Genomic DNA, 18,268 nt, shown 5'->3' with positions numbered 1-18,268 from the left:
CCAACAGATACAAAAAACCCGGCAGTCGCCGGTTTTTTTGTTATGCCTGTGAGAGCAAGATTTATTCACCATCAACCGGTAAGCTAACCGGCATCACATCCTGATCGGATACTGGCACTTGGGTAGTACCTGCCATCAACCCGGCGATACGCTCGAGAAGTTTGCGTGCCTGCGCCAATTGGGTCAGTTCCGCCAGCTCAATCGGGTCTTCCATTTGCAACAACAAGCTCTCGAAATCCACAAAAGCCTGCTCTAAAGCTGTCACCTGATGTCTATCCAGTAACAGCTCCGCCAAGCCGCCCCCACCAGTGGGAATCCAGTTTGACTGGAGAGTTGCCATAATCGCCAATATCGCCTGCTTTGAATCGGCAGCGCGGCTACTTTCCACATCGCTCTCAGAACTCTCCGGCAACCTGCGCAACAGCTGCTCATCAATCACCCGGGTGTGCGCTGCACGGATTTGCTGCAATCGGGCAACCGGGCCAAGGGATAGATAGGGCCGCGACAGGCTGTTGGCTGCCGTCGGCCAACGGGGGGCCAAGCCTGCCATATCCTCTTCCACACCTTTAACGATCAAGCGGGTTAGTTCACGGCGCCGATTGACGGCCAGGGCCTCGGGTTTTTCCCCATCGGACTTAGCCAAAAACTGTTCCGCAACCCGCTCGCTGGTGGGTCCCCAGAGCATGATTTCCAGGGCGTGAAAACCGGTGCTTGCCTCTTCATGTGCCGTCAGGCGGTGCTGCTTGCGCAAGTTCGTTAAAGTCAGATCAATGGCCGTATCGTTAACGATACCGCTCTCAGAATAACCCGGCACTGTATCCAGGTAGCCCGCCTGGGCCGGCCAACTATCTACTGATAACAGTAATTTTCTACCCTGGCTGCGCAACTCTCCCGAAGAAAAAGCCAACTGGATATAAGGCAGTGCAGCAGCAAATTCCCTGTGGGCATCCAGCCAGGCGAGCCTGGCATTTTCCAGCTTATTTTCATTCGGCTGAGCCAAGAGACCATCCACTTCACGCTGCAACGTTTCAACAGCGGCATGGGCGTGGATAACCTGGGCCTCACCCGCCTGCCAAATTGCCAGGGATAACTCGGTCGCAGCCTTTTCATTCACAGGTTGCGGCGCAATACTTTGTTGCGATACCTGCTGCGGTTTTTCTACCGCTTTTTGTTCACAGGCAGAAAGTCCGGCCAGGGCCCCGATTAAAACAGCCAGGGCCCGGTACTGGATAATAGATCCGTTCACTCAATTCCCCATCTTGTGCATTTCACAAATACTGGCAAGCACCTACTCACTCTCTTCCCGCAAACTGATCACCGGCCAGCCGCGAGCCTCAGCTTCTGCGCGTAGGCGATCATCCGGGTCCACCGCAATTGGGTGCTCAACTTCGCCCAGCAAGGGCAGATCATTGATGGAGTCACTGTAGAACCACTTTTCACTGTTGGCGTATTCCGGGTTGTGGGCCAGCCATTGGCGCAACCGGACAACTTTCCCCCCTGATAACAGGGTTCACCAACGACCTTTCCGGTGAACCGCCCCTCATCCTCCTCAGGCTCAGTGGCCAGCAGGGTATCGACACCGAGGCGCGAGGCAATAGGCTCAACCACAAAGCGATTGGTCGCAGTGATAATCATGATGTGGTGGCCTTTGCGGCGGTGTTCGCCGATCAGCTCCTGGGCCCGAGGCAGCCACAATTCACTGATAACTTCCTGCATAAACTCGCTTTGCAAGTTATCCAATTGGCCACGGGAAAGCTGCGCCAGGGGTTCCAAGGCAAATTCCAGGTAGGCAAAAATATCCAGCTCACCGCGCTGGTAATCTTGATAAAAGCGATCGTTAGCCGAGCGGTAACGGGTCCCGTCGACATGTTCACGCTCCACCAGAAATTCGCCCCAGGCATGATCGCTATCACCACCTATCAGCGTGTTATCCAGATCAAAGATTGCCAAGTGCACCGTCGACTCTCCCATAACTATAGGTTCCCCATAAGCATTTGACCGCCAGGAAGCCGGAAACGTCCCCTGCGCGGCCGCTAATTTTACCTTGCGCCGCACGACAGCACACGGACTGCGTCACTGAATTGCTGTAAACCCCCCGCTGTGGAACAATGCAGAACAAGTAAGTGCAGCGCACGGCCGCACACAACAGTATTGAGGATGGTATTTTGGGCGACGGCAAGCCGGCACAGGCCGGACGAAAGAACCGCCGTAAGCCCGCCAAGCATTCGAATCGCAATGATAAAGCTCCGGCCAGTAACAAGAACCGGGGCACGAGTGGCGAGAGCAGCAGCAATATCGATGCCGAGGGGTTCCGCCCCAATGTCGGTATTATCGTGCTCAACGCCCGCGGTCAGGCACTGTGGGCGCGGCGGGTAGGTGGCAAGGACGCCTGGCAATTTCCCCAGGGTGGTATTAATCCGGGCGAAACCCCTGAACAGGCGCTATATAGGGAACTGTACGAGGAAGTAGGCCTTACTCGCGATCAAGTCAGTATGATTGCCTGTACCCGTGGCTGGCTGCGTTATCGCCTGCCTCAAAGGCTGATTCGACGTCGCTCCGAACCACTGTGCATCGGGCAAAAGCAAAAGTGGTACCTGCTGAGGCTCGAGGCAGAAGAGGCCTCTATCAGCTTCGACAACGGTTACAAACCCGAATTCGACCACTGGCGCTGGGTAAGCTACTGGCACCCACTGAGTAAAGTGGTGACCTTTAAGCGTGAAGTATATCGGCGCGCACTGACCGAGCTGGCCCCACAACAAATACAGCTGGAGAGACGCTGGCTGCGCGGACAGGACAGCTGACCGCACAGGGTAATTAGCAGCGTATCTTCACAAAATGGCCCCGATCAGCATCGAAATTCTACTTTCCGGGGCCATCGAATTTCTCCGTTGATTGGCGAGGACAGGCCATTGCTCGGATCTCTGCGCAGTATCGTTCAGGAAGTAAATGCCGCCCGGAACCTCACCGCGGTGCTGGAAATCATTGTGCATCGCGTGCGGGAAATCATGCACACCCGCGTCTGCTCCGTATACCTGCGCGACAAGCAACACGGCAACTATGTCCTGATGGCCACCGATGGCCTCAACCCCAAAGCGGTTGGCCAGGTCCACCTGGCCCCCGGCGAGGGACTGGTAGGCAATGTAGTTACCCGCGAAGAGCCGATTAACCTGGAAAGGGCCGAAGCCCACCCCGCCTTCCAATATTTCCCCTCTACAGGAGAAGAGCGCTTCAGCGCCTTTCTCGGAACACCGATTATTCACCACCGCGCCGTACTGGGTGTCCTGGTTGTGCAGCAAGAGGAGAAGCGCCGCTTCGACGAGTGGGAGGAAGCTTTCCTGGTCACACTCTCGGCGCAGCTCGCCGGCGTTATCGCCCACGCCGAGGCCACCGGTCTTCTTGCCTGTATTGGCAAACAGCAGCGGGAAACTCACTTCTCTGGCATTGCCGCGTCCCCCGGTGTGGCGATCGGGCGGGTACATATTGTCACCCCGCATGCGAATCTCGGCACAGTGCCCTACTCCGAATGCGAGGATGTGGACACTGAACTGGCCCTGTTTCAACAGGCCCTGACAGCCGCCCAAGAAGAAATTCGCGAAGTCGGTGAGCGCCTGAAGAGCGACCTCAGCCCCGAGGAACGGGCGCTATTCGATGCCTACATCAGCATGTTGGATGACAGCTCCCTCGCCGTCGAAGTGTGCGATCGCATCCAACAGCAGCTCAGTGCCCAGCGGGCCTGGGCCGAAGTTATGTTGGAACATGTGCGGCGCTTTGAAGCCATGTCCGACTCCTACTTTCGCGATAGGGCCGCCGATGTTCGCGACCTGGGCGCCCGGGTGCTAATGCACCTGCGACAACAGCAACAGAGCGACCGAGACTTCCCCGATAACACCATCCTGATCGGCGAAGAGCTAACCGCAGCAGTATTGGCAGAAGTACCCAGGGAAAAGCTGATCGGAGCCGTATCCGTTAAAGGCTCCTCCAACAGCCATGTGGCTATTATTGCCCGAGCCATGGGACTGCCCGCAGTAATGGGAGTCCAGGACCTACCCTACGAAACCATCGACGGTGTCGATATGGTGGTGGATGGCTACCGGGGCGATTTGCATATTCACCCCGGCGCAGAACTCAAACGCCGCTACGACGATATTGTTGCAGAAGAGCAGCAACTGGCCCGCAACCTGGACCACCTGGCTCAACTCCCGGCAATCACCTCCGATGGCCACCGCATTCGCCTGATGGTAAATACTGGGCTGATGGCCGATGTTGTTCGTTCCCTGGAGCGCGGCGCTGAAGGAGTAGGACTTTTCCGTACCGAAGTACCTTTTCTATTACGAGACCGTTTCCCCTCCGAGGAAGAGCAGCGGGAAATTTACCGGGAGCAATTGGAAGCCTTTGCCCCCCTACCCGTCACCATGCGCACCCTGGATATCGGCGGCGATAAAGCATTGGCCTATTTCCCTATAGAGGAAACCAATCCCTTTCTAGGGTGGCGTGGCATTCGCGTAACTCTCGACCACCCGGAAATATTCCTGGCGCAAGTACGCGCCATGATGAAAGCCAGCCTGGGGCTAAATAACCTACGGATTATGCTCCCCATGATCAGCGGCCTGAACGAGCTCGAAGCCGCGCGCAAACTGGTGGAAAGGGCCTACCGGGAGCTGCTTGAAGAAGGTTACGAAATTGTTATGCCCCCACTCGGGGTAATGGTAGAGGTACCCTCCGCCGTCTACCAAGTGCGGGAACTCGCCGTACATGCAGACTTTATATCAGTAGGCAGTAATGACCTCACCCAATATCTCCTGGCGGTGGATCGCAATAACAGCCGTGTAGCCAATATTTACCACGCCCTGCACCCAGCGGTACTGCGCGCTTTGCAGGAAATCGTAACGGCAGCCCATGCCGTTGGCACCAAAGTAGGGATTTGCGGAGAACTAGCAGGAGAACCTAGCGGTGCATTGTTATTAGTAGCCATGGGCTACGATATGCTATCGATGAACGCCACTAACTTACCACGAATAAAAGCTACGCTACGCGCCGTTAGCCGGGCTGATATTGAGCAGCTCCTGCAACAGGTTTTGCAAATGAATAGCCCTGAGCAAATTGAAAGTACCGTGAAAGGGTTTCTTAATGAGGCGGGATTGAAGGTCTCTTTGCAGCCGTAAATGATGAGGTATTTAAATCTAAATTTACCCGATTTTATAAAGCCTGAGTAAAATATCTAACAACCAGACCGTTAGTCCCTCGCAACAGCGGGCTATTTTCCCAAGCGACTAATGAAGAGCTATATCGCTCTACATTATTCTGACCCTCTAAATAACTTCTCAATGTTTCCTAATCCTTAAGCTACTTTTCAGAAATGGCAAGCTCACTTTATTTTTAAGCGTGTCAATGGCATAGCAGAATATCCCCCACCCAAAGAAAAAACAAGTAACTACTAAATACGCGTGATACTCAATTAGTACACTCAAACTAAAAAAATATCTAACCCTTCACAACACTCAATCCTGAAGCCTTGACCTCATCACACTTCTAAATTTCCGATAATCCTGACAAGTTAGTGAGTGCCAGCTCAGGTAATCATGATCATTTTGACCGTTATTTTTGAGCTTTACATAGAATGTATAAAAATACTTTACAAATAAGTCAGTTATAAGTTGAGTTAAAAACCAGGATAGTAGTCAAAGTGATCATTTTTGTGGTTTGTACTTTAGTAGCAATTACATCTAACTCTATGATTTTAATTTAAAACTTCCATTACAGCGGGAAAATTGATTCCGAAATAGTAATCATGATAAAAGTGGTCAGAATGAATACTATATAAATATTGTACAAACCCGCTACGCGGGAGTGGTGCCACTTTTAAATTATAAGAGGCATTTTAGAAAATGCATAACCGGGTATTGCAAAATATATTTTCTGCGTACAGTGGTTATTTATCTAAAACTGCGCAGCCACTAAAAAATTTAAAGGCTATCTCCTCGATACAAGAATGCCGTACAAAATCGATGGGAGGCAGTTATTATCGTTGTAAGCACAACCATGTCACTGAGCAGCATCATTCTTGTAGGCATAGAAGTTGCCCCCTCTGCTCAGGCAGAAAACAGCTCCAGTGGGTTGATCAGCAGCGTCGTAAATTATTTGATACAGAACATTTTCATGTGGTCTTTACTATACCTCATGAGTATCTGCCGTTATGGCAATACAACGAAGAGAAGCTTACAGATATACTCTTTTTGTCGAGTAAAGAAACCCTGTTTGAATTAATGGCGAGTAAAGACTATCACGGAGTAACTCCCGGGATGCTTATGGCTCTGCATACTTGGGGAAGACAGTTAACTTTACATCCTCATATACACTGCTTGATAACTGCTAGCGGCTTGACTTTAAGGGAAGAGTGGAAAGAAACAGGTGAGTATTTATTACCTGTGCGAATGGTTAAGAGCCTTTATAGGGGAAAGTTTCAAGCGCTGTTACTAGAGCAGTATCGTGCTGGGTTAATCAAGCTCCCTCCCAGTTGGCCCATTGGCCAGTTTGATATTCTCTTTAAAGCTTGCTATCGCAAAGAATGGTCAGTTCGTATTCAGGATCGATATGAGCATGGACAAGGAGTGCTTCTGTATTTTTCACGATATATCAAAGGTGGCCCGCTGAAGCCAAAGCAGATATTAAACGTGGATAATAAGGGGCTGGAATTTCGTTATTTTGATCACCGTGACCAGCGACGCAAGCGACTAAGATTAAAGCCTGAAGAGTTCTTAAGACGTGTCTTGCAGCACATACCTCCAATAGGAAAACACATGGTACGGAGTTATGGATTATATGCTGGGTGCAATAAGAAAAAGCACGATCTATGTAGTAATCAAGTGGGTTTAATGAAAGATCAACGACTCCCAGTTGGATTGCAAATCCAAGATCTGGTGGTAGAGTGTGGGCAGTGCCATGAATCTACAAAGTTGACTGGCAGAGTGTGGTCTAAGGCGAAAAAAGGAATTTTCTTTATAAAGGGGGCGGTTCGGCAAGATAGTGCCGGCAGGAATGTACAACATGGCGATGAACCAGACACTGCAGGAATGGGCCTCTTTAGTTCGGCCTAAATTCAATGCCAGGTAATTTTTTTACCGCCTGCAGTGCAGGTTATCTAAGCGTTATGGAACCCAAATGGATACGGCTTTATGAAGAAAATATTTTTTATCTTATTCTTGTTTTGCGGCTATGCAGTATCTGCTGAGAGAGGAGAATCCTGTTCTGGAACAGGAGATTATGGCGATCTTATATGCCATAAGAAGAAGCTTATAAACCCTTGTGAGGTGGGGACAAATTGGGCAGTCTCTGAGTGTAGAAGGTTGCACGCCGTAGGATTAGAAAAAGAGCTTAACTCCATCTACGAAACGGTTGTCGATAAAATTGAAAGTGAAAATGTTTCTCGTCAAGCAAAACATGAGTTTATTTTGGCGCAAGAAAAATGGAGTGAGTTCAGAGACAGCACTTGTAATTTTATGGGCGAATCGACCAAGGCATGGGGTGAATGGAAATGGAGCTGCATCTCACAAATTACACAAAGCAGGACGGAAGCGTTAAATAGCTATCTCGATCATTTAGAGTCCTTAAAATGTGGATCTCCTGAGTGCCAGAAGTCTCCACAGTGGTAATCCATAACAATTCGCTCCACGGGACGTGCAACGCTATGCACCTGAGCTCGGCGCTAAGTTTTATACATAAGTTTTTTCAGTTTTATTTTATAAATCAATAAGTTACAGTTTAACCCAGTAAGAACTATAGATTTGGCTGGATAATTATGCAGGACTGGGTCATTGACGAAATAAAAAATCAGGTTATGGGTGATACACGCTTGAATAAGCGCCTGTCTAATATTCTCAGTAATTTAAGTTCCGACCCAAAGAATAGTATTCCCTGCGCAAACAAAACTTGGGCAGAAACGTTTGCGGCTTATCGCTTTATCGAAAATGATAAAGTCAACTTTGACTCTATTATGAGCGGCCATAAATCAGCAACTCTTGAGAGAATCAAAGCGCAGCCCGTTGTTCTTATTCCTCAAGATACTACCTTTTTAAATTTTGCCACTGACCTAGAAAGTAAAGAGATGGGAACTCTTCGACGGAAAGAGACCAATCAGCAACTTTTGCACACCTCAATCGCTATAACGCCATCAAGAGTTAACTTGGGTGTTGTTGAGGGTAGTATGTGGCAGAGAGACAAGGAATCAAGCTCTAATTCTCGCTATACCAAGTCGATAAAGGATAAGGAGAGTCGACGCTGGCTAGACCATTACGAAGCGGCTTGTCAGATACAGGAGCGCTGCCCTGAAAGCACAATTGTGAGTATTGCTGATAGAGAAGGTGATATTCATGAGTGGTTTCAACGGGCTGAAGATCAAAGTGAACAGCGGCGGGCGAGCTATATCGTTCGAGCTAAGGCCAATCGCACTTTAGAGCTCGATGGAGAAGAAACAGTTTTGCTTTGGGATCATATGAATGAGCAGAAATCTGTTGATCTATACACGGTAGACATTCCCAAACGGAATGGAGAACCTGGAAGAAAAGCCAAAGTCAGTGTATCCACTACTGAGATACGGCTACTTGGGAAAGGAAAATCTAAACGACCACTTTCTCTCTATGCTGTATTGGCCAAAGAATTAAACCCACCAGAGGGTGAAAAAGGCATTGAGTGGATGCTGTTAACTGATCTTCCAGTTGAAGACTTTAAGCAGGCGAGAGTTATCATTGAGTGGTATCGAAGCCGGTGGGAAATTGAAACCTATTTTCGGGTAGTAAAAGGCGGATGCCAGATAGAAAGTAATCGTTTTAGAAAAGAGCAGCGAATGTTGAATTGTATTGCGATCTATATGATTATTGGATGGCGACTACATTCGATAACTACACAAGCAAGAAGTCTTCCTGATGAACCATGTACGAGTGCTTACTCTGAAAAAGAATGGCGCATGGTATGGATGATGCGAGATAAAAGTTGCCCACCGAATATACCTCCAAGCATGAGAGATATAACAGGTATGTTGGCAGGCCTAGGGGGATTTCTAGGACGTAAAGGTGATGGCGAACCAGGGGTTAAAACTGTTTGGCAGGGATATACCAAACTGCTCCATTATATTGAAGCAGCAGAGGCTTTAAATGGGCTTAAATGATGTGTATAAAACACAGGCGCGGCGTTAATCTCAAATATTATGAATGATCATCAAACATACGCATATTTTTACGCTAGAGATTTTAAGTGTTCTCCCGAATCAATTTCCAAAATATTGGATATCGAACCAACGCATTTTTGGTGCGAGGGAGAGCCATGGGGTCCAAATAACGTACGAAAACGCAAAGAGAACTTTTGGTCCTATCGTACTTTAGAATGTTCCGATGATTACTATACAAACGTACATTTCAAAGAGTTGTTGGAGCTACTAGAATCACGAAAAGAAAAGCTCACACATTTATCAAGTGAGGCTCGTATTGGTATCACATACGTGCCTACGTGTTACTATCCAAACATGGCAGTAATACTTCAGAAAGAGCTTTTGCAAAGAATCGTTACTTTGGGGTTGGCATTGAATTTCGATATTTATTCTTTGGCCAGTTCCGATGAGTAGAAGTTATAACAAAGGTAGGCAAAATCGCCTGCAAAAGGAGCAGTCCGCTACAATTTTGCAGAGTGCCAATAAGATAGGAATTGGTTGGGGAAAGTGCGGTATTCTTTCCTCGTAAATATTGGATAGTGGCCAGCCAAACCGTGGCTGGCAAAGTGCTAGTAGTCGGTCCCCGGTAGCGCCAGCCAAAACTAGGCTAGGCAATCTTGCCCCCCTTCGGGGTGGGCTGGACAGCCTACGCGTTGCTTCGGCTGCCCTTGCTAGCGGCGTTAACTGTATTAGGGAATCTGGGGTGTTTTTCAAAAATAAAGAATCTACTGATACTAAATCTAGCGGCAATAAGGCTGTGTTTTGGGGGGCAAGTGATCGAATGGTTTGCTGCAAAGGAATAGATTGTAGTCAAAATGAGTTCAACATAACTTCTCACCCTAAACTATGTGAAGGTGGCTATGTTTGTACTCTTGAAATAACTGTCCCAGGCGAAATTCAAGGTATCTTTGTTCATGTATTCTACTCAGGCCACTGGTCCTTTGCGGTAAGCCCTTCAAGTGAAAATTCAGATGATATGCCAGAGTGGCGGATTGAAAGAGACTGGGGAACAATAAACCCTCACTCAGAAACTCTCACGATTTACTGTCCAAAAAGTGCACGAGTTGAAGTGATAGATCGGATCGAGGGGGATAGTTAACAAGTAAAGGCACCTGCGCCAAAACCGCCGCTTCGCTTTGGTGTTGACACAGGTGTTTTAGGCGTTATGCCCAGAGAGAGTCATGAGTAATATTCGATTTAAAGATGGACGAGAGCATAGGTATACGATTAGTAAGCCTACAAAAGCTGATCCGGTGTTGATCGCTTGTCCTAAATGCTCAAGTAAAGCAGTGGTTATTCCACTTGTAGAAGATAAAGTCCGGTCCTCATGTACTGAATGTGGATATAGCACGGACAAACCCTCAATCGGATGTTCTTTTTATTGGTATGCCGATAATCCAACAGATGGTTACTTTGGTTTTAATTTATGGTTAAGAACTGATTGTGTCGGCAATTCTCTATGGGCTTTTAACAATGAACACCTAGAATTCTTGGAGTCTTACGTTTCTGCGAATCTAAGAGAGAGATCTAAAGATGAAGAGTGGGGTTGGCGTAACTCGTCCTTAGCGAGCAGGCTGCCCATATGGATAAAGTCATCAAAAAATAGAGACGCTTTACTAAAGGCCATAAATGAACTTAAAGAAAAGGCATAACAAGCGCAGGTTGTCGGAACCCCTTTCCGCTCCTTCGTCGTTACAGGTCGTCCACAACTGCGGGCGTTATGCACAAAAGGAGCTTTGTAGTTGATATCTCTATCCAATCAAATAGACGATATTTTGCTGGAGCCGATGAAGATTCCAGATGCTTTTGAGAGGCTCTTCAGCTGGATTGAAAAAAAGGCTTCTACGAAGATACGGAAGATGGGAGAGTTGGCTGCCTATATCCAATCAGCAAGCTTAGATCTGAATGGGGTAGCAATGAAAGGCCTGGTGGAACACTGATTGAATTCTATGCGGAGAAAGACTGTGATTTATTCTACTTCATAAATGAAAAAACAAAGGGGCGACTTAGGGTCTTCGCCAGAACCGGTGGTGATGGGTCAATGGCTGCGTTTTGGATTGATGATGAAGGGCAACAAAAAATTGTACATATAGGATCAGGCTCTGGGTCCATGCTCGCTTGTATCTTATGTGATGATCCTTTGGACTTTTTAAGGCTTATTGTTGTGGTCAACTCCAACCGGACACTTTCCTAAGCACATTTTTCAAATTCGATAGGGGTTACGTCCCCCAGTGTTGTATGTATCCTGCGTGAATTGTAATACGCAATATAGGCCCTCACGTCTGTTATCGCACCCTCCCTTGTCGGATAGAGGTTTCCTGTTAACCATTCCCGCTTCAGGCTACTAAAAAAACGCTCAGTAGGTGCATTGTCCCAACAATTTCCCTTGCGGCTCATTGAGCACACCATTCCATGCTGCTTTAGTAGCGCTTGGTAGCTATGGCTGGCATACTGGCTACCTAGATCAGAGTGATGCAGCAGACCTTTTGTTGGGGTGCGCAAATTGATAGCCATAACCAGTGCACGACTTGCCAGGGCCGTCTCCATCTGGCGGTCTAAGTGCCAGCCAACAATCCGGCGTGAATAAAGATCAATTACCACTGCTAGGTATAACCAACCCTGCAAAGTCCAGATATAGGTAATATCCGTAGTCCAAACTTGATTTTTAGCACTCGGTGAGAAATCCCTATTTAGAAGATTCTCAGCAACTGGCAGTTGGTGCTTGCTATTTGTGGTTAGTGTAAATCGCTTCTTCTGTTTTACTACCAAGCCGAGCTTTTTCATGAGTTTGCGGACTCGATAACGCCCAATTTCAAAGCCTTCTTTGCGCAACAGCTTCATTAACCGACGGCTTCCGAGACTCTCACGAGATTCTGCAAATAAGGCCTTCAATCGATGGCATAGTTGCCAAATCTGGCCATCTATTGGGCTATCACTACGACGACACCATTCGTAATAGCTGCTCTTATTTACTTGCATTACTCGGCAGAGCACTCTAACTGGAAAGCTACCTTGCTGCTTTTTAATAAATTCGTACTTTATTTCATTTCTTTCGCAAAGAAGGCGCTGGCCTTTTTTAGGATTTCCTTCTCCATCCGCAATTGCTTTACTTCACGTCGCAGTTGATCCAGTTCAGCTCGTTCGCCCGAATCCAACCTTACTCCGCTCTCTTCCTGCTCCAGCTCCTTTATCCAGCGTCGCAGATTGTTAGCAGTGGTTCCTACAGCCTCTGCGGCCTTGGAAATCGAATACCCTTGTTCTGAGACAAGAGCTACGGCGTCTTTCTTGAACTCCGGCTTGAATTTCCGGCGTGTACCTTTTGTTGTCATACTTCACCTCGCTAGGTAGTTTTACCATCTTAACGAAGTGTCCGGAAGGATTAGACCACTACATATCGCCATAGGATACGATGAGATCTGCTGGAATGAAGAGTTCGATCTTACACCCAGAGAAAGCTTCAAAAATAGTAACTTTACGGTTCAGCCAAATTTAAAATATCAAGATTGGCTAATTCATGAGTTTCAAACTTCTATTCCAAGCAAAGCCAGTGAAATAGTCAAAGAACCTGCGGAATTTGGAGACGAAGATTCCAAGGATCCATTTTGTAAGTGGTTAATAGAAAATGATGCATAAATCGGGTAGCCGGTAGTTTCTAGCTACCGGCCCCCACACCACCCATCGTGCGGGTCCGCAATGGGCGGTTCCCTATCCGTAATGAATCTCTACCCAACGATCTCGCAATGAAATCAACCCCATCTCTTCGAAGAACTCATTATTGAGCGCAATATGAATACCCTCAGTTTTTGCGCTTCGCCAGTAACTTTTACCGGACGAGCCGCAGGTAACTGCCAGCGACTCACTCACACCCATACGCAGTAAATTTCGAACTTTCGTTTTCACTCTGCGCCAATTCTTCCAATAGCTCATTCTTAATCGCCGTCGTATCCAGCAGTCTAGATCTATACATTTTTGATAGCCTTGCGCTATTCCAAAATAGTTGATCCAACCACGGAGGTATACGGTAAGTTCTTTCAGTTTCTTTTCCATAGAGATACCACGAGATCGACCTGTAATCTGGCGGACGCAGTATTTAAATTGGAGCAGGGACTTATCATGCCAGACAAGCTTTGCCCCCAGAAAAGAGAAGCCTAGGAACTTACAACGGCTGACAGGAACCACTTGGCTTTTAGTATCGTTAACTTTGAACTTAAGCTTGCGCTCAACAAAGCGTTTAATACTCGCCATAACCCGTTCACCCGCGCGTTTAGAGGAAACCACAATCACAAAATCGTCCGCATAGCGGACGAAATTGTGTCGGCGTTTTTTCCAGCTCTTTGTCGAGCAGGTCGAGTACAATATTGGACAGCAGCGGCGATAAAGGGCCACCTTGTGGCACCCCCTCATGACAGGCTTTCCAGCATCCATCTTCTACACTTCCTGCACGCAAGTAGCTTGCGATCAGTTTGAGTAAGCGCTTATCGCTGATTCTTTGGCCAAGTAAATTCATGAGGAAATCATGATTTACCCGGTCGAAGAATTTAGATAAATCGACATCCACTGCTATTCGTTTCCCTCCCTCGATATACTTTCGCAGCTTTTTCACCGCATGATGCTGCGATCGCTTTGGGCGGAACCCATAGCTGAACTCCGAAAAGGTTTTATCGAATCTGGGACCGATGATTTGGGCGATAGCCTACTGAATAACACGATCAAAGATCGTAGGTATCCCGAGACCACGCTGGCCACCATCTGGCTTGCGAATGTAGACGCGCCTGACGGGAAGCGGCTGGTAATGACCCTGTCGAATGGTCTCGATGAGGTCGTCGCCAACTGCCTTGAAGTGCTGCACAAAATTATCGACAGTAATCCCGTCAATGCCTGCGGCACCTTTGTTGCTTCGCACGTGTTTCCATGCAGCATTAAGATTTTCTTTGCTGAGGATGGCTTCAAGCAGATTTTCATTTGAGTTGAGTGTCATGGCAGTGCGCTACGGCAATTTTATATCCGGCTGGCAACATATCAGTAGGCTAGCCCTGTCTTTTAACTCGTGGATTTTGGGTTCAGGCCTTCACCCTGTCCAAGGTATTAAACTTGGCATTTGGCTACTATGCCCTCGGCTGACTTCTGTTTAATCACCTTGATCATTGCTGACCGAAGCGCTTCTGTGTCCCACCATTTTTGTCTATACCCGCGATGGTGGCTAGCGGGTTGGGCCTAATTATGAGTCAGCGGCCACGCTGACAGCTTCACAGGAGTAAGCTAAACAGATCTCCCCAGATAAGAACGTGAACTTTCACTACACAACTGCATCATTTACTCTACCCGTTAGATCACATGGCTTCGGTGTGCTTGGCTACCTCGCCTCCAGGCTAAGCCTTATATGATGTTTCTGTCCGTCAGCTCGTAGTTTTGCTAGCGGCTTCCTCCCCACAAAACCTCACAGTGTTGCAGTTGCCATTCGCTAGTAGTTAGCATTTAATAGAATCCATTAAACGGTGATCTTCCTACAGGGGACTTTCACCCCATTAGTTCACGCCCATGCTGGGCGTACCAAAGCCAGCCAGAGGGACAAAAATCCGCCGCTTCGCGCTGATTTTTCGACCTCTGCTGGCAGTGTTGGATTCACTTGGAGAGATTATGCGCATAGTCATGGCAACAATATTCAGTCTCTTTTTTATTCCCAGCATGGCACACGCTGACTTACTAAAGCGCGCAGACAAAGCAGACATTGAAATGCTACTGAGTGCAGCATCTGGTACTAATTCTTCCTATTGGGCTTCCTATATTGGCAACTCTAGAGGCCGTGTTTACATACAATATGAGTCAGCAGTTCATTCTAATAGCTTATTCACCGATAAAATGAGTCATGTTATATATTGGATTCCCGAATCAGAGTTATCAGCAAAGCAACTAACTAAGTTTGTTGAATATAAAAATAAATATGAGCCAGAAAAATAAATCTAACCAGCAGCAGCACGTTAAGGACAACTTCGTTGTACTGGGCGTTATGCAATCTGGAAACAATAATGCTAAGACCCGTAAAGCCGTTGAATCAGCGCGAGTTAGAAGCTCTTTCTACAAAGAGGCTTCTCGCTTACCTACATCGGTTGCAGCAGTGTGAGGAATCGATAGAGCTTTCTGATTTGCAAGAAGACAAATCTTCCCCGTTTGGGGGTATCGTTTTTAAGTCTTCAGATAAGTGGAAAACGCAGTACAATCTAGTAAAAGCGGTGCTAGCAAAGAGACCAAATATTGATTAGCCCAATTCATCTGCGCAGGCCATATAACCAGGCCAGGCAAGCTCGCCCCACCGGGGGCTGGGCTGGACAGCCTACACTCCGCTTCTGTAGCCCTTGCTGGCAACGTTATGTGTCGGAGGTAATATGACGAGCAGAATTATTAGCTTTGCTAAAGAGTTAAACCGGCAGGGTAATTTACCGCCGAAAGCACTTAGAAGAGATACACCGATATATTCACTAGTTAGTACGATGAACAATATAGTTGGTTGCCATTTTTCGGGGAATGATGGGCCTATACCAATACTTAAAGAGCGAGCGCTACAGTTCATGGACGAAAATCAAGCAACAGCAGAATCCGAAATCTATTACAAAATTGCACAAGATCTACTAGCTGAGATATACACATAGCAAATTTAGGTACCAGACGCCTAAGGCGCAGGTGCTAAAAGCATTAGAGCTCCAGACTGAGAAACGAGATGGATTTAGATACTTTTTGTAGGCAAATTAGGGAAGCCTATCCTGAAATATCAGCACAGGCTGACAAGTTATATGATGAATATTGGAACAGGTTGGTCCAAACGGAATTCTCTTCATATTCTTGGTTTGAATCACTTGCGAATGCCCTGAACAGTGAAATGAAAAAGAAAGTGATAGCTGATAATTATCAGGCACTCCTTAAAACTATTAGTTCAGTATACGAGCACGGTGAAAGTGGAATAATGAAAGCAATTGACGTCGCGTTCGTAGAGAATCTATTTTGGCAAGTAAATAGCGATAATGCTCGGCCGTACTGGGAAGTAATGCCTAAGAATCTAAAGGGGCTCTATGTCGAGTTTCACGGGCAAGCACCGCTCTAACAATCACAGGCACGTTGCTACGGCCGCCCGTGCTGTGGGCGTTAACTCTTGTAAGAGGCAAATGTGATATCTGATAAATTCGATAGAAATGAAAATCCAGCCTGGGAGCCTGATGCCCTTGTGCAGGTATGTTTTTCCGGTAAAGATATCATCGTAAAGAATGGATACCGACCTCATTACAGGGTTAAAGCCGACTACCTCACGACTACAATTCATTGGTTTATTGATGCGGGGATTGCGGAACCTAACAGACGCGCTCTAGCGTTTGTTAAATTCATCACGCCAGAGGCATACCCAAAATGCCTAGAGACTGGTGCTAATCTGGAGGTTCGAGAAGGCTCAAGAGTAGTTGGCCATGCTGAGATACAGGAAATATATAATGAGCAATTACGTAAAGGCAGCTAACAATCACAGGCAGTTAGCGCCGGCCCCTGCTGTGGGTGCTCAGGCTGTAAAGAAAACTAATGTGCATCTATGGCCCTTCAAGTATGATCAAGCATTGACCACATATGGTGATTCCACATGAATTCTGATTTAGCTTTCACTGATGAGTAGGCTATTTTTCATGTAGAAGCACAATACGAAAAGAGGGCTGATTTTTCCTACACTCTCGTTATGTGATAAGAGGAGTCGTATGAAGCGGCAAGTACAAATATTCTGCTTCCTAATTTCAGGGTTATTTCTGATCGGTGGTTTTGCTGATATTCTTATCCAGTATTTAGGCGGTGAGGAACTCCGATGGCAAATCCCTCTAATTTTGATTGGGATTGGATCTGGGCTCCCTGTAATCATCTTTCCATTTTATGAGCCAGCTCCTGATAAGCCAGATGAGTTTGATTGCAATGAAAACGACTTATCCAAGGAGTATAAAGATTCACCAGGTCTTTTGAGCAATTCAGATAATAGAGGCTCATCATCGGAGGACTACGATGGTGGCTATGACACCACTGACTAAGCAATCATAGAGCAACAGGTTGAAAAATTGCCACAAAGCGTGGGCAGGACCTCCGGCAATAAGCACTTCCAGCCTTTTAGCATTGCGTTATGTATAGAGGCAATATTGGTGTTATCAGAAATCGAAAAATTTATATTAGATGGTGATGCACCTCATGAGCTTGTGTCGTTAGTAAAAATAGTAAAACCTGGATTGTCACTATTTACCCTACATATAATCATGAAGAAAGAAAATCCTTTAAATTTTCCAACATTCTAGAAGGATATGAGCAAGATTTACCTGATGAAGAGGATATACTTAAATATCCACTGCCTATTATTGGTTTTAATTGCAAAAGACTGTCGAGAGGTAATTGGAGCTTTTGCCTAAATACAGCAGATATTGAATGGTTTTTCTGATTGGCCGGAAAATACATATCAAAGCGCTCTTATTCGCCGCTACCATGACTGGGGCTGCTGTTGCGTATCCGCTTCACAGCGGCTCCCAAAGCTTACTGTTATGACTACTAGATAATGAACATATTACCGGGTATTGGAATAGGTGAAATTAGGTACGGCATGGTAGAGAAAGAAATTATTTCTTTCTTCGGTAAGCCAGATCGAATTGACGAATCCGAGTATGTTGAGGGCAACGGTGATTGGCATAGAGAATTATGGTATTCGCTTAGAAATTTAACTTTTACCTTCAATAATGATGATGACTTTCGTTTGGGTACAATAACAGTTATGGGAGCTGGTTATTCATTATTTAAAAAGCAACTCTTCGGTTTAGGAGTCGAAGAAGTTTCAAGGTTAATTGCTAAAGATACTGGAGAAATAGCAAAGCTAGAAGACTGGTCTTCCGAAGAACTTCCAAATCATAAATGCTTAATTCACGATGGTTTGGGTATAATGTTTTGGTTTGACTATAATTACCTTACACAAATGCAGTGTAGCTATCTATTTAAGGCGGACAACAAAACAATTATATGGCCAGTAAACTCATAACAAGTTTGGCCAGCATCACCATGCAAAAAGCT

General features: G+C 46.7%; 21 protein-coding genes. 15 read left to right on the top strand and 6 right to left on the bottom strand.

The window, feature by feature from the left end:
* Positions 1 to 61: 61 nt before the first annotated feature.
* Both P0078_RS16260 and P0078_RS16255 read right to left on the bottom strand, forming a co-directional pair.
* Entirely contained in the window at positions 62 to 1,246 is a 1,185-nt protein-coding gene (locus P0078_RS16260; RefSeq protein WP_282930972.1) for an imelysin family protein, read from the bottom strand.
* A gap of 68 nt (positions 1,247 to 1,314) precedes the next feature.
* A complete protein-coding gene (locus P0078_RS16255; RefSeq protein ID WP_502867280.1) occupies positions 1,315 to 1,971 on the bottom strand; it encodes an HAD family hydrolase in 657 nt (218 codons plus the stop codon).
* Positions 1,972 to 2,294: 323 nt separating this feature from the next.
* Here P0078_RS16255 and P0078_RS16250 point away from each other — a divergent pair, with 323 nt between their 5' ends.
* The 9 genes from P0078_RS16250 (at position 2,295) to P0078_RS16215 (ending at position 11,139) form a co-directional block, all read left to right on the top strand.
* Entirely contained in the window at positions 2,295 to 2,801 is a 507-nt protein-coding gene (locus tag P0078_RS16250; protein WP_282934628.1) for an RNA pyrophosphohydrolase, read from the top strand.
* Positions 2,802 to 2,909: 108 nt separating this feature from the next.
* On the top strand, positions 2,910 to 5,162 hold the full coding sequence (gene ptsP, locus P0078_RS16245; protein WP_282930971.1) for a phosphoenolpyruvate--protein phosphotransferase: 2,253 nt from the start codon (positions 2,910 to 2,912) through the stop codon (positions 5,160 to 5,162).
* A 723-nt stretch (positions 5,163 to 5,885) separates the two neighbouring features.
* The gene (locus P0078_RS16240) at positions 5,886 to 7,094 is read left to right on the top strand and encodes an IS91 family transposase (protein ID WP_282930970.1); all 1,209 of its coding nucleotides are present in this window, start codon (positions 5,886 to 5,888) and stop codon (positions 7,092 to 7,094) included.
* A 78-nt stretch (positions 7,095 to 7,172) separates the two neighbouring features.
* Complete coding sequence (locus P0078_RS16235; protein WP_282930969.1) at positions 7,173 to 7,649, top strand: lysozyme inhibitor LprI family protein; 477 nt, start codon at positions 7,173 to 7,175, stop codon at positions 7,647 to 7,649.
* A 146-nt stretch (positions 7,650 to 7,795) separates the two neighbouring features.
* A complete protein-coding gene (locus tag P0078_RS16230) occupies positions 7,796 to 9,160 on the top strand; it encodes an IS4 family transposase (protein ID WP_282930968.1) in 1,365 nt (454 codons plus the stop codon).
* 39 nt (positions 9,161 to 9,199) lie between these two features.
* Positions 9,200 to 9,613 (top strand): DUF4279 domain-containing protein, encoded by a 414-nt coding sequence (locus tag P0078_RS24625; protein WP_353057009.1) that lies wholly within the window; start codon positions 9,200 to 9,202, stop codon positions 9,611 to 9,613.
* A gap of 289 nt (positions 9,614 to 9,902) precedes the next feature.
* Positions 9,903 to 10,298 carry a hypothetical protein gene (locus P0078_RS16225; RefSeq protein WP_282930967.1) on the top strand — a complete coding sequence of 132 codons (396 nt, stop codon included), beginning with the start codon at positions 9,903 to 9,905 and terminating at the stop codon, positions 10,296 to 10,298.
* An 82-nt stretch (positions 10,299 to 10,380) separates the two neighbouring features.
* Positions 10,381 to 10,851 carry a hypothetical protein gene (locus P0078_RS16220; protein WP_282930966.1) on the top strand — a complete coding sequence of 157 codons (471 nt, stop codon included), beginning with the start codon at positions 10,381 to 10,383 and terminating at the stop codon, positions 10,849 to 10,851.
* Between the two features lie 90 nt (positions 10,852 to 10,941).
* Positions 10,942 to 11,139, top strand: a complete 198-nt coding sequence (locus P0078_RS16215; protein ID WP_282930965.1) for a hypothetical protein — start codon at positions 10,942 to 10,944, stop codon at positions 11,137 to 11,139.
* Between the two features lie 250 nt (positions 11,140 to 11,389).
* Here P0078_RS16215 and P0078_RS16210 read toward each other — a convergent pair.
* From P0078_RS16210 to P0078_RS16195, 4 genes are all read right to left on the bottom strand, one after another.
* Positions 11,390 to 12,528 (bottom strand): IS3 family transposase gene (locus tag P0078_RS16210; RefSeq protein ID WP_282930964.1). Its coding sequence is split into 2 segments (ribosomal slippage): positions 11,390 to 12,279 and positions 12,279 to 12,528, totalling 1,140 coding nucleotides; the frame shifts between segments, so codons are not numbered across the junction.
* 376 nt (positions 12,529 to 12,904) lie between these two features.
* Entirely contained in the window at positions 12,905 to 13,555 is a 651-nt protein-coding gene (locus P0078_RS16205; RefSeq protein WP_282930963.1) for a group II intron maturase-specific domain-containing protein, read from the bottom strand.
* Complete coding sequence (locus tag P0078_RS16200) at positions 13,464 to 13,877, bottom strand: reverse transcriptase domain-containing protein (RefSeq protein WP_282934627.1); 414 nt, start codon at positions 13,875 to 13,877, stop codon at positions 13,464 to 13,466. Before P0078_RS16200 ends, P0078_RS16205 begins: the two co-directional genes overlap by 92 nt.
* A 15-nt stretch (positions 13,878 to 13,892) precedes the next feature.
* Positions 13,893 to 14,102, bottom strand: coding sequence for a hypothetical protein (locus tag P0078_RS16195; RefSeq protein ID WP_282930962.1), 210 nt, complete (start codon positions 14,100 to 14,102; stop codon positions 13,893 to 13,895).
* Between the two features lie 635 nt (positions 14,103 to 14,737).
* On the opposite strand from P0078_RS16195, the gene P0078_RS16190 reads away from it, so the two are divergent.
* The 6 genes from P0078_RS16190 to P0078_RS16165 all read left to right on the top strand — a co-directional run bounded on the left by P0078_RS16190 (position 14,738) and on the right by P0078_RS16165 (position 18,236).
* On the top strand, positions 14,738 to 15,157 hold the full coding sequence (locus P0078_RS16190; RefSeq protein ID WP_282930961.1) for a hypothetical protein: 420 nt from the start codon (positions 14,738 to 14,740) through the stop codon (positions 15,155 to 15,157).
* A 425-nt stretch (positions 15,158 to 15,582) separates the two neighbouring features.
* Positions 15,583 to 15,846, top strand: a complete 264-nt coding sequence (locus tag P0078_RS16185; RefSeq protein WP_282930960.1) for a hypothetical protein — start codon at positions 15,583 to 15,585, stop codon at positions 15,844 to 15,846.
* Between the two features lie 68 nt (positions 15,847 to 15,914).
* Complete coding sequence (locus tag P0078_RS16180) at positions 15,915 to 16,295, top strand: DUF7674 family protein (RefSeq protein ID WP_282930959.1); 381 nt, start codon at positions 15,915 to 15,917, stop codon at positions 16,293 to 16,295.
* 63 nt (positions 16,296 to 16,358) lie between these two features.
* Complete coding sequence (locus P0078_RS16175) at positions 16,359 to 16,700, top strand: hypothetical protein (RefSeq protein ID WP_282930958.1); 342 nt, start codon at positions 16,359 to 16,361, stop codon at positions 16,698 to 16,700.
* A gap of 229 nt (positions 16,701 to 16,929) precedes the next feature.
* Positions 16,930 to 17,250, top strand: coding sequence for a hypothetical protein (locus P0078_RS16170; RefSeq protein WP_282930957.1), 321 nt, complete (start codon positions 16,930 to 16,932; stop codon positions 17,248 to 17,250).
* Between the two features lie 557 nt (positions 17,251 to 17,807).
* Complete coding sequence (locus P0078_RS16165; protein ID WP_282930956.1) at positions 17,808 to 18,236, top strand: hypothetical protein; 429 nt, start codon at positions 17,808 to 17,810, stop codon at positions 18,234 to 18,236.
* The last annotated feature ends 32 nt before the right edge of the window (positions 18,237 to 18,268 follow it).

It is taken from the genome of Microbulbifer sp. VAAF005 (assembly GCF_030012985.1).
Classification (GTDB): domain Bacteria; phylum Pseudomonadota; class Gammaproteobacteria; order Pseudomonadales; family Cellvibrionaceae; genus Microbulbifer.
Note: the sequence above shows the minus strand (reverse complement) of the source record. Positions and strands in the feature narration are given on the sequence as shown.

Bases quoted from the DNA above. Each gene is read 5' to 3' on its own strand.
- P0078_RS16165 (WP_282930956.1), top strand. From the start codon at position 17,808: ATGGTAGAGAAAGAAATTATTTCTTTCTTCGGTAAGCCAGATCGAATT.
- P0078_RS16240 (WP_282930970.1), top strand. From the start codon at position 5,886: ATGCATAACCGGGTATTGCAAAATATATTTTCTGCGTACAGTGGTTAT.
- P0078_RS16235 (WP_282930969.1), top strand. From the start codon at position 7,173: ATGAAGAAAATATTTTTTATCTTATTCTTGTTTTGCGGCTATGCAGTA.
- P0078_RS16185 (WP_282930960.1), top strand. From the start codon at position 15,583: ATGACGAGCAGAATTATTAGCTTTGCTAAAGAGTTAAACCGGCAGGGT.
- P0078_RS16190 (WP_282930961.1), top strand. From the start codon at position 14,738: ATGCTGGGCGTACCAAAGCCAGCCAGAGGGACAAAAATCCGCCGCTTC.
- P0078_RS24625 (WP_353057009.1), top strand. From the start codon at position 9,200: ATGAATGATCATCAAACATACGCATATTTTTACGCTAGAGATTTTAAG.
- P0078_RS16220 (WP_282930966.1), top strand. From the start codon at position 10,381: ATGAGTAATATTCGATTTAAAGATGGACGAGAGCATAGGTATACGATT.
- P0078_RS16230 (WP_282930968.1), top strand. From the start codon at position 7,796: ATGCAGGACTGGGTCATTGACGAAATAAAAAATCAGGTTATGGGTGAT.
- P0078_RS16255 (WP_502867280.1), bottom strand. From the start codon at position 1,971: ATGGGAGAGTCGACGGTGCACTTGGCAATCTTTGATCTGGATAACACG.
- P0078_RS16180 (WP_282930959.1), top strand. From the start codon at position 15,915: ATGGATTTAGATACTTTTTGTAGGCAAATTAGGGAAGCCTATCCTGAA.
- P0078_RS16170 (WP_282930957.1), top strand. From the start codon at position 16,930: ATGAAGCGGCAAGTACAAATATTCTGCTTCCTAATTTCAGGGTTATTT.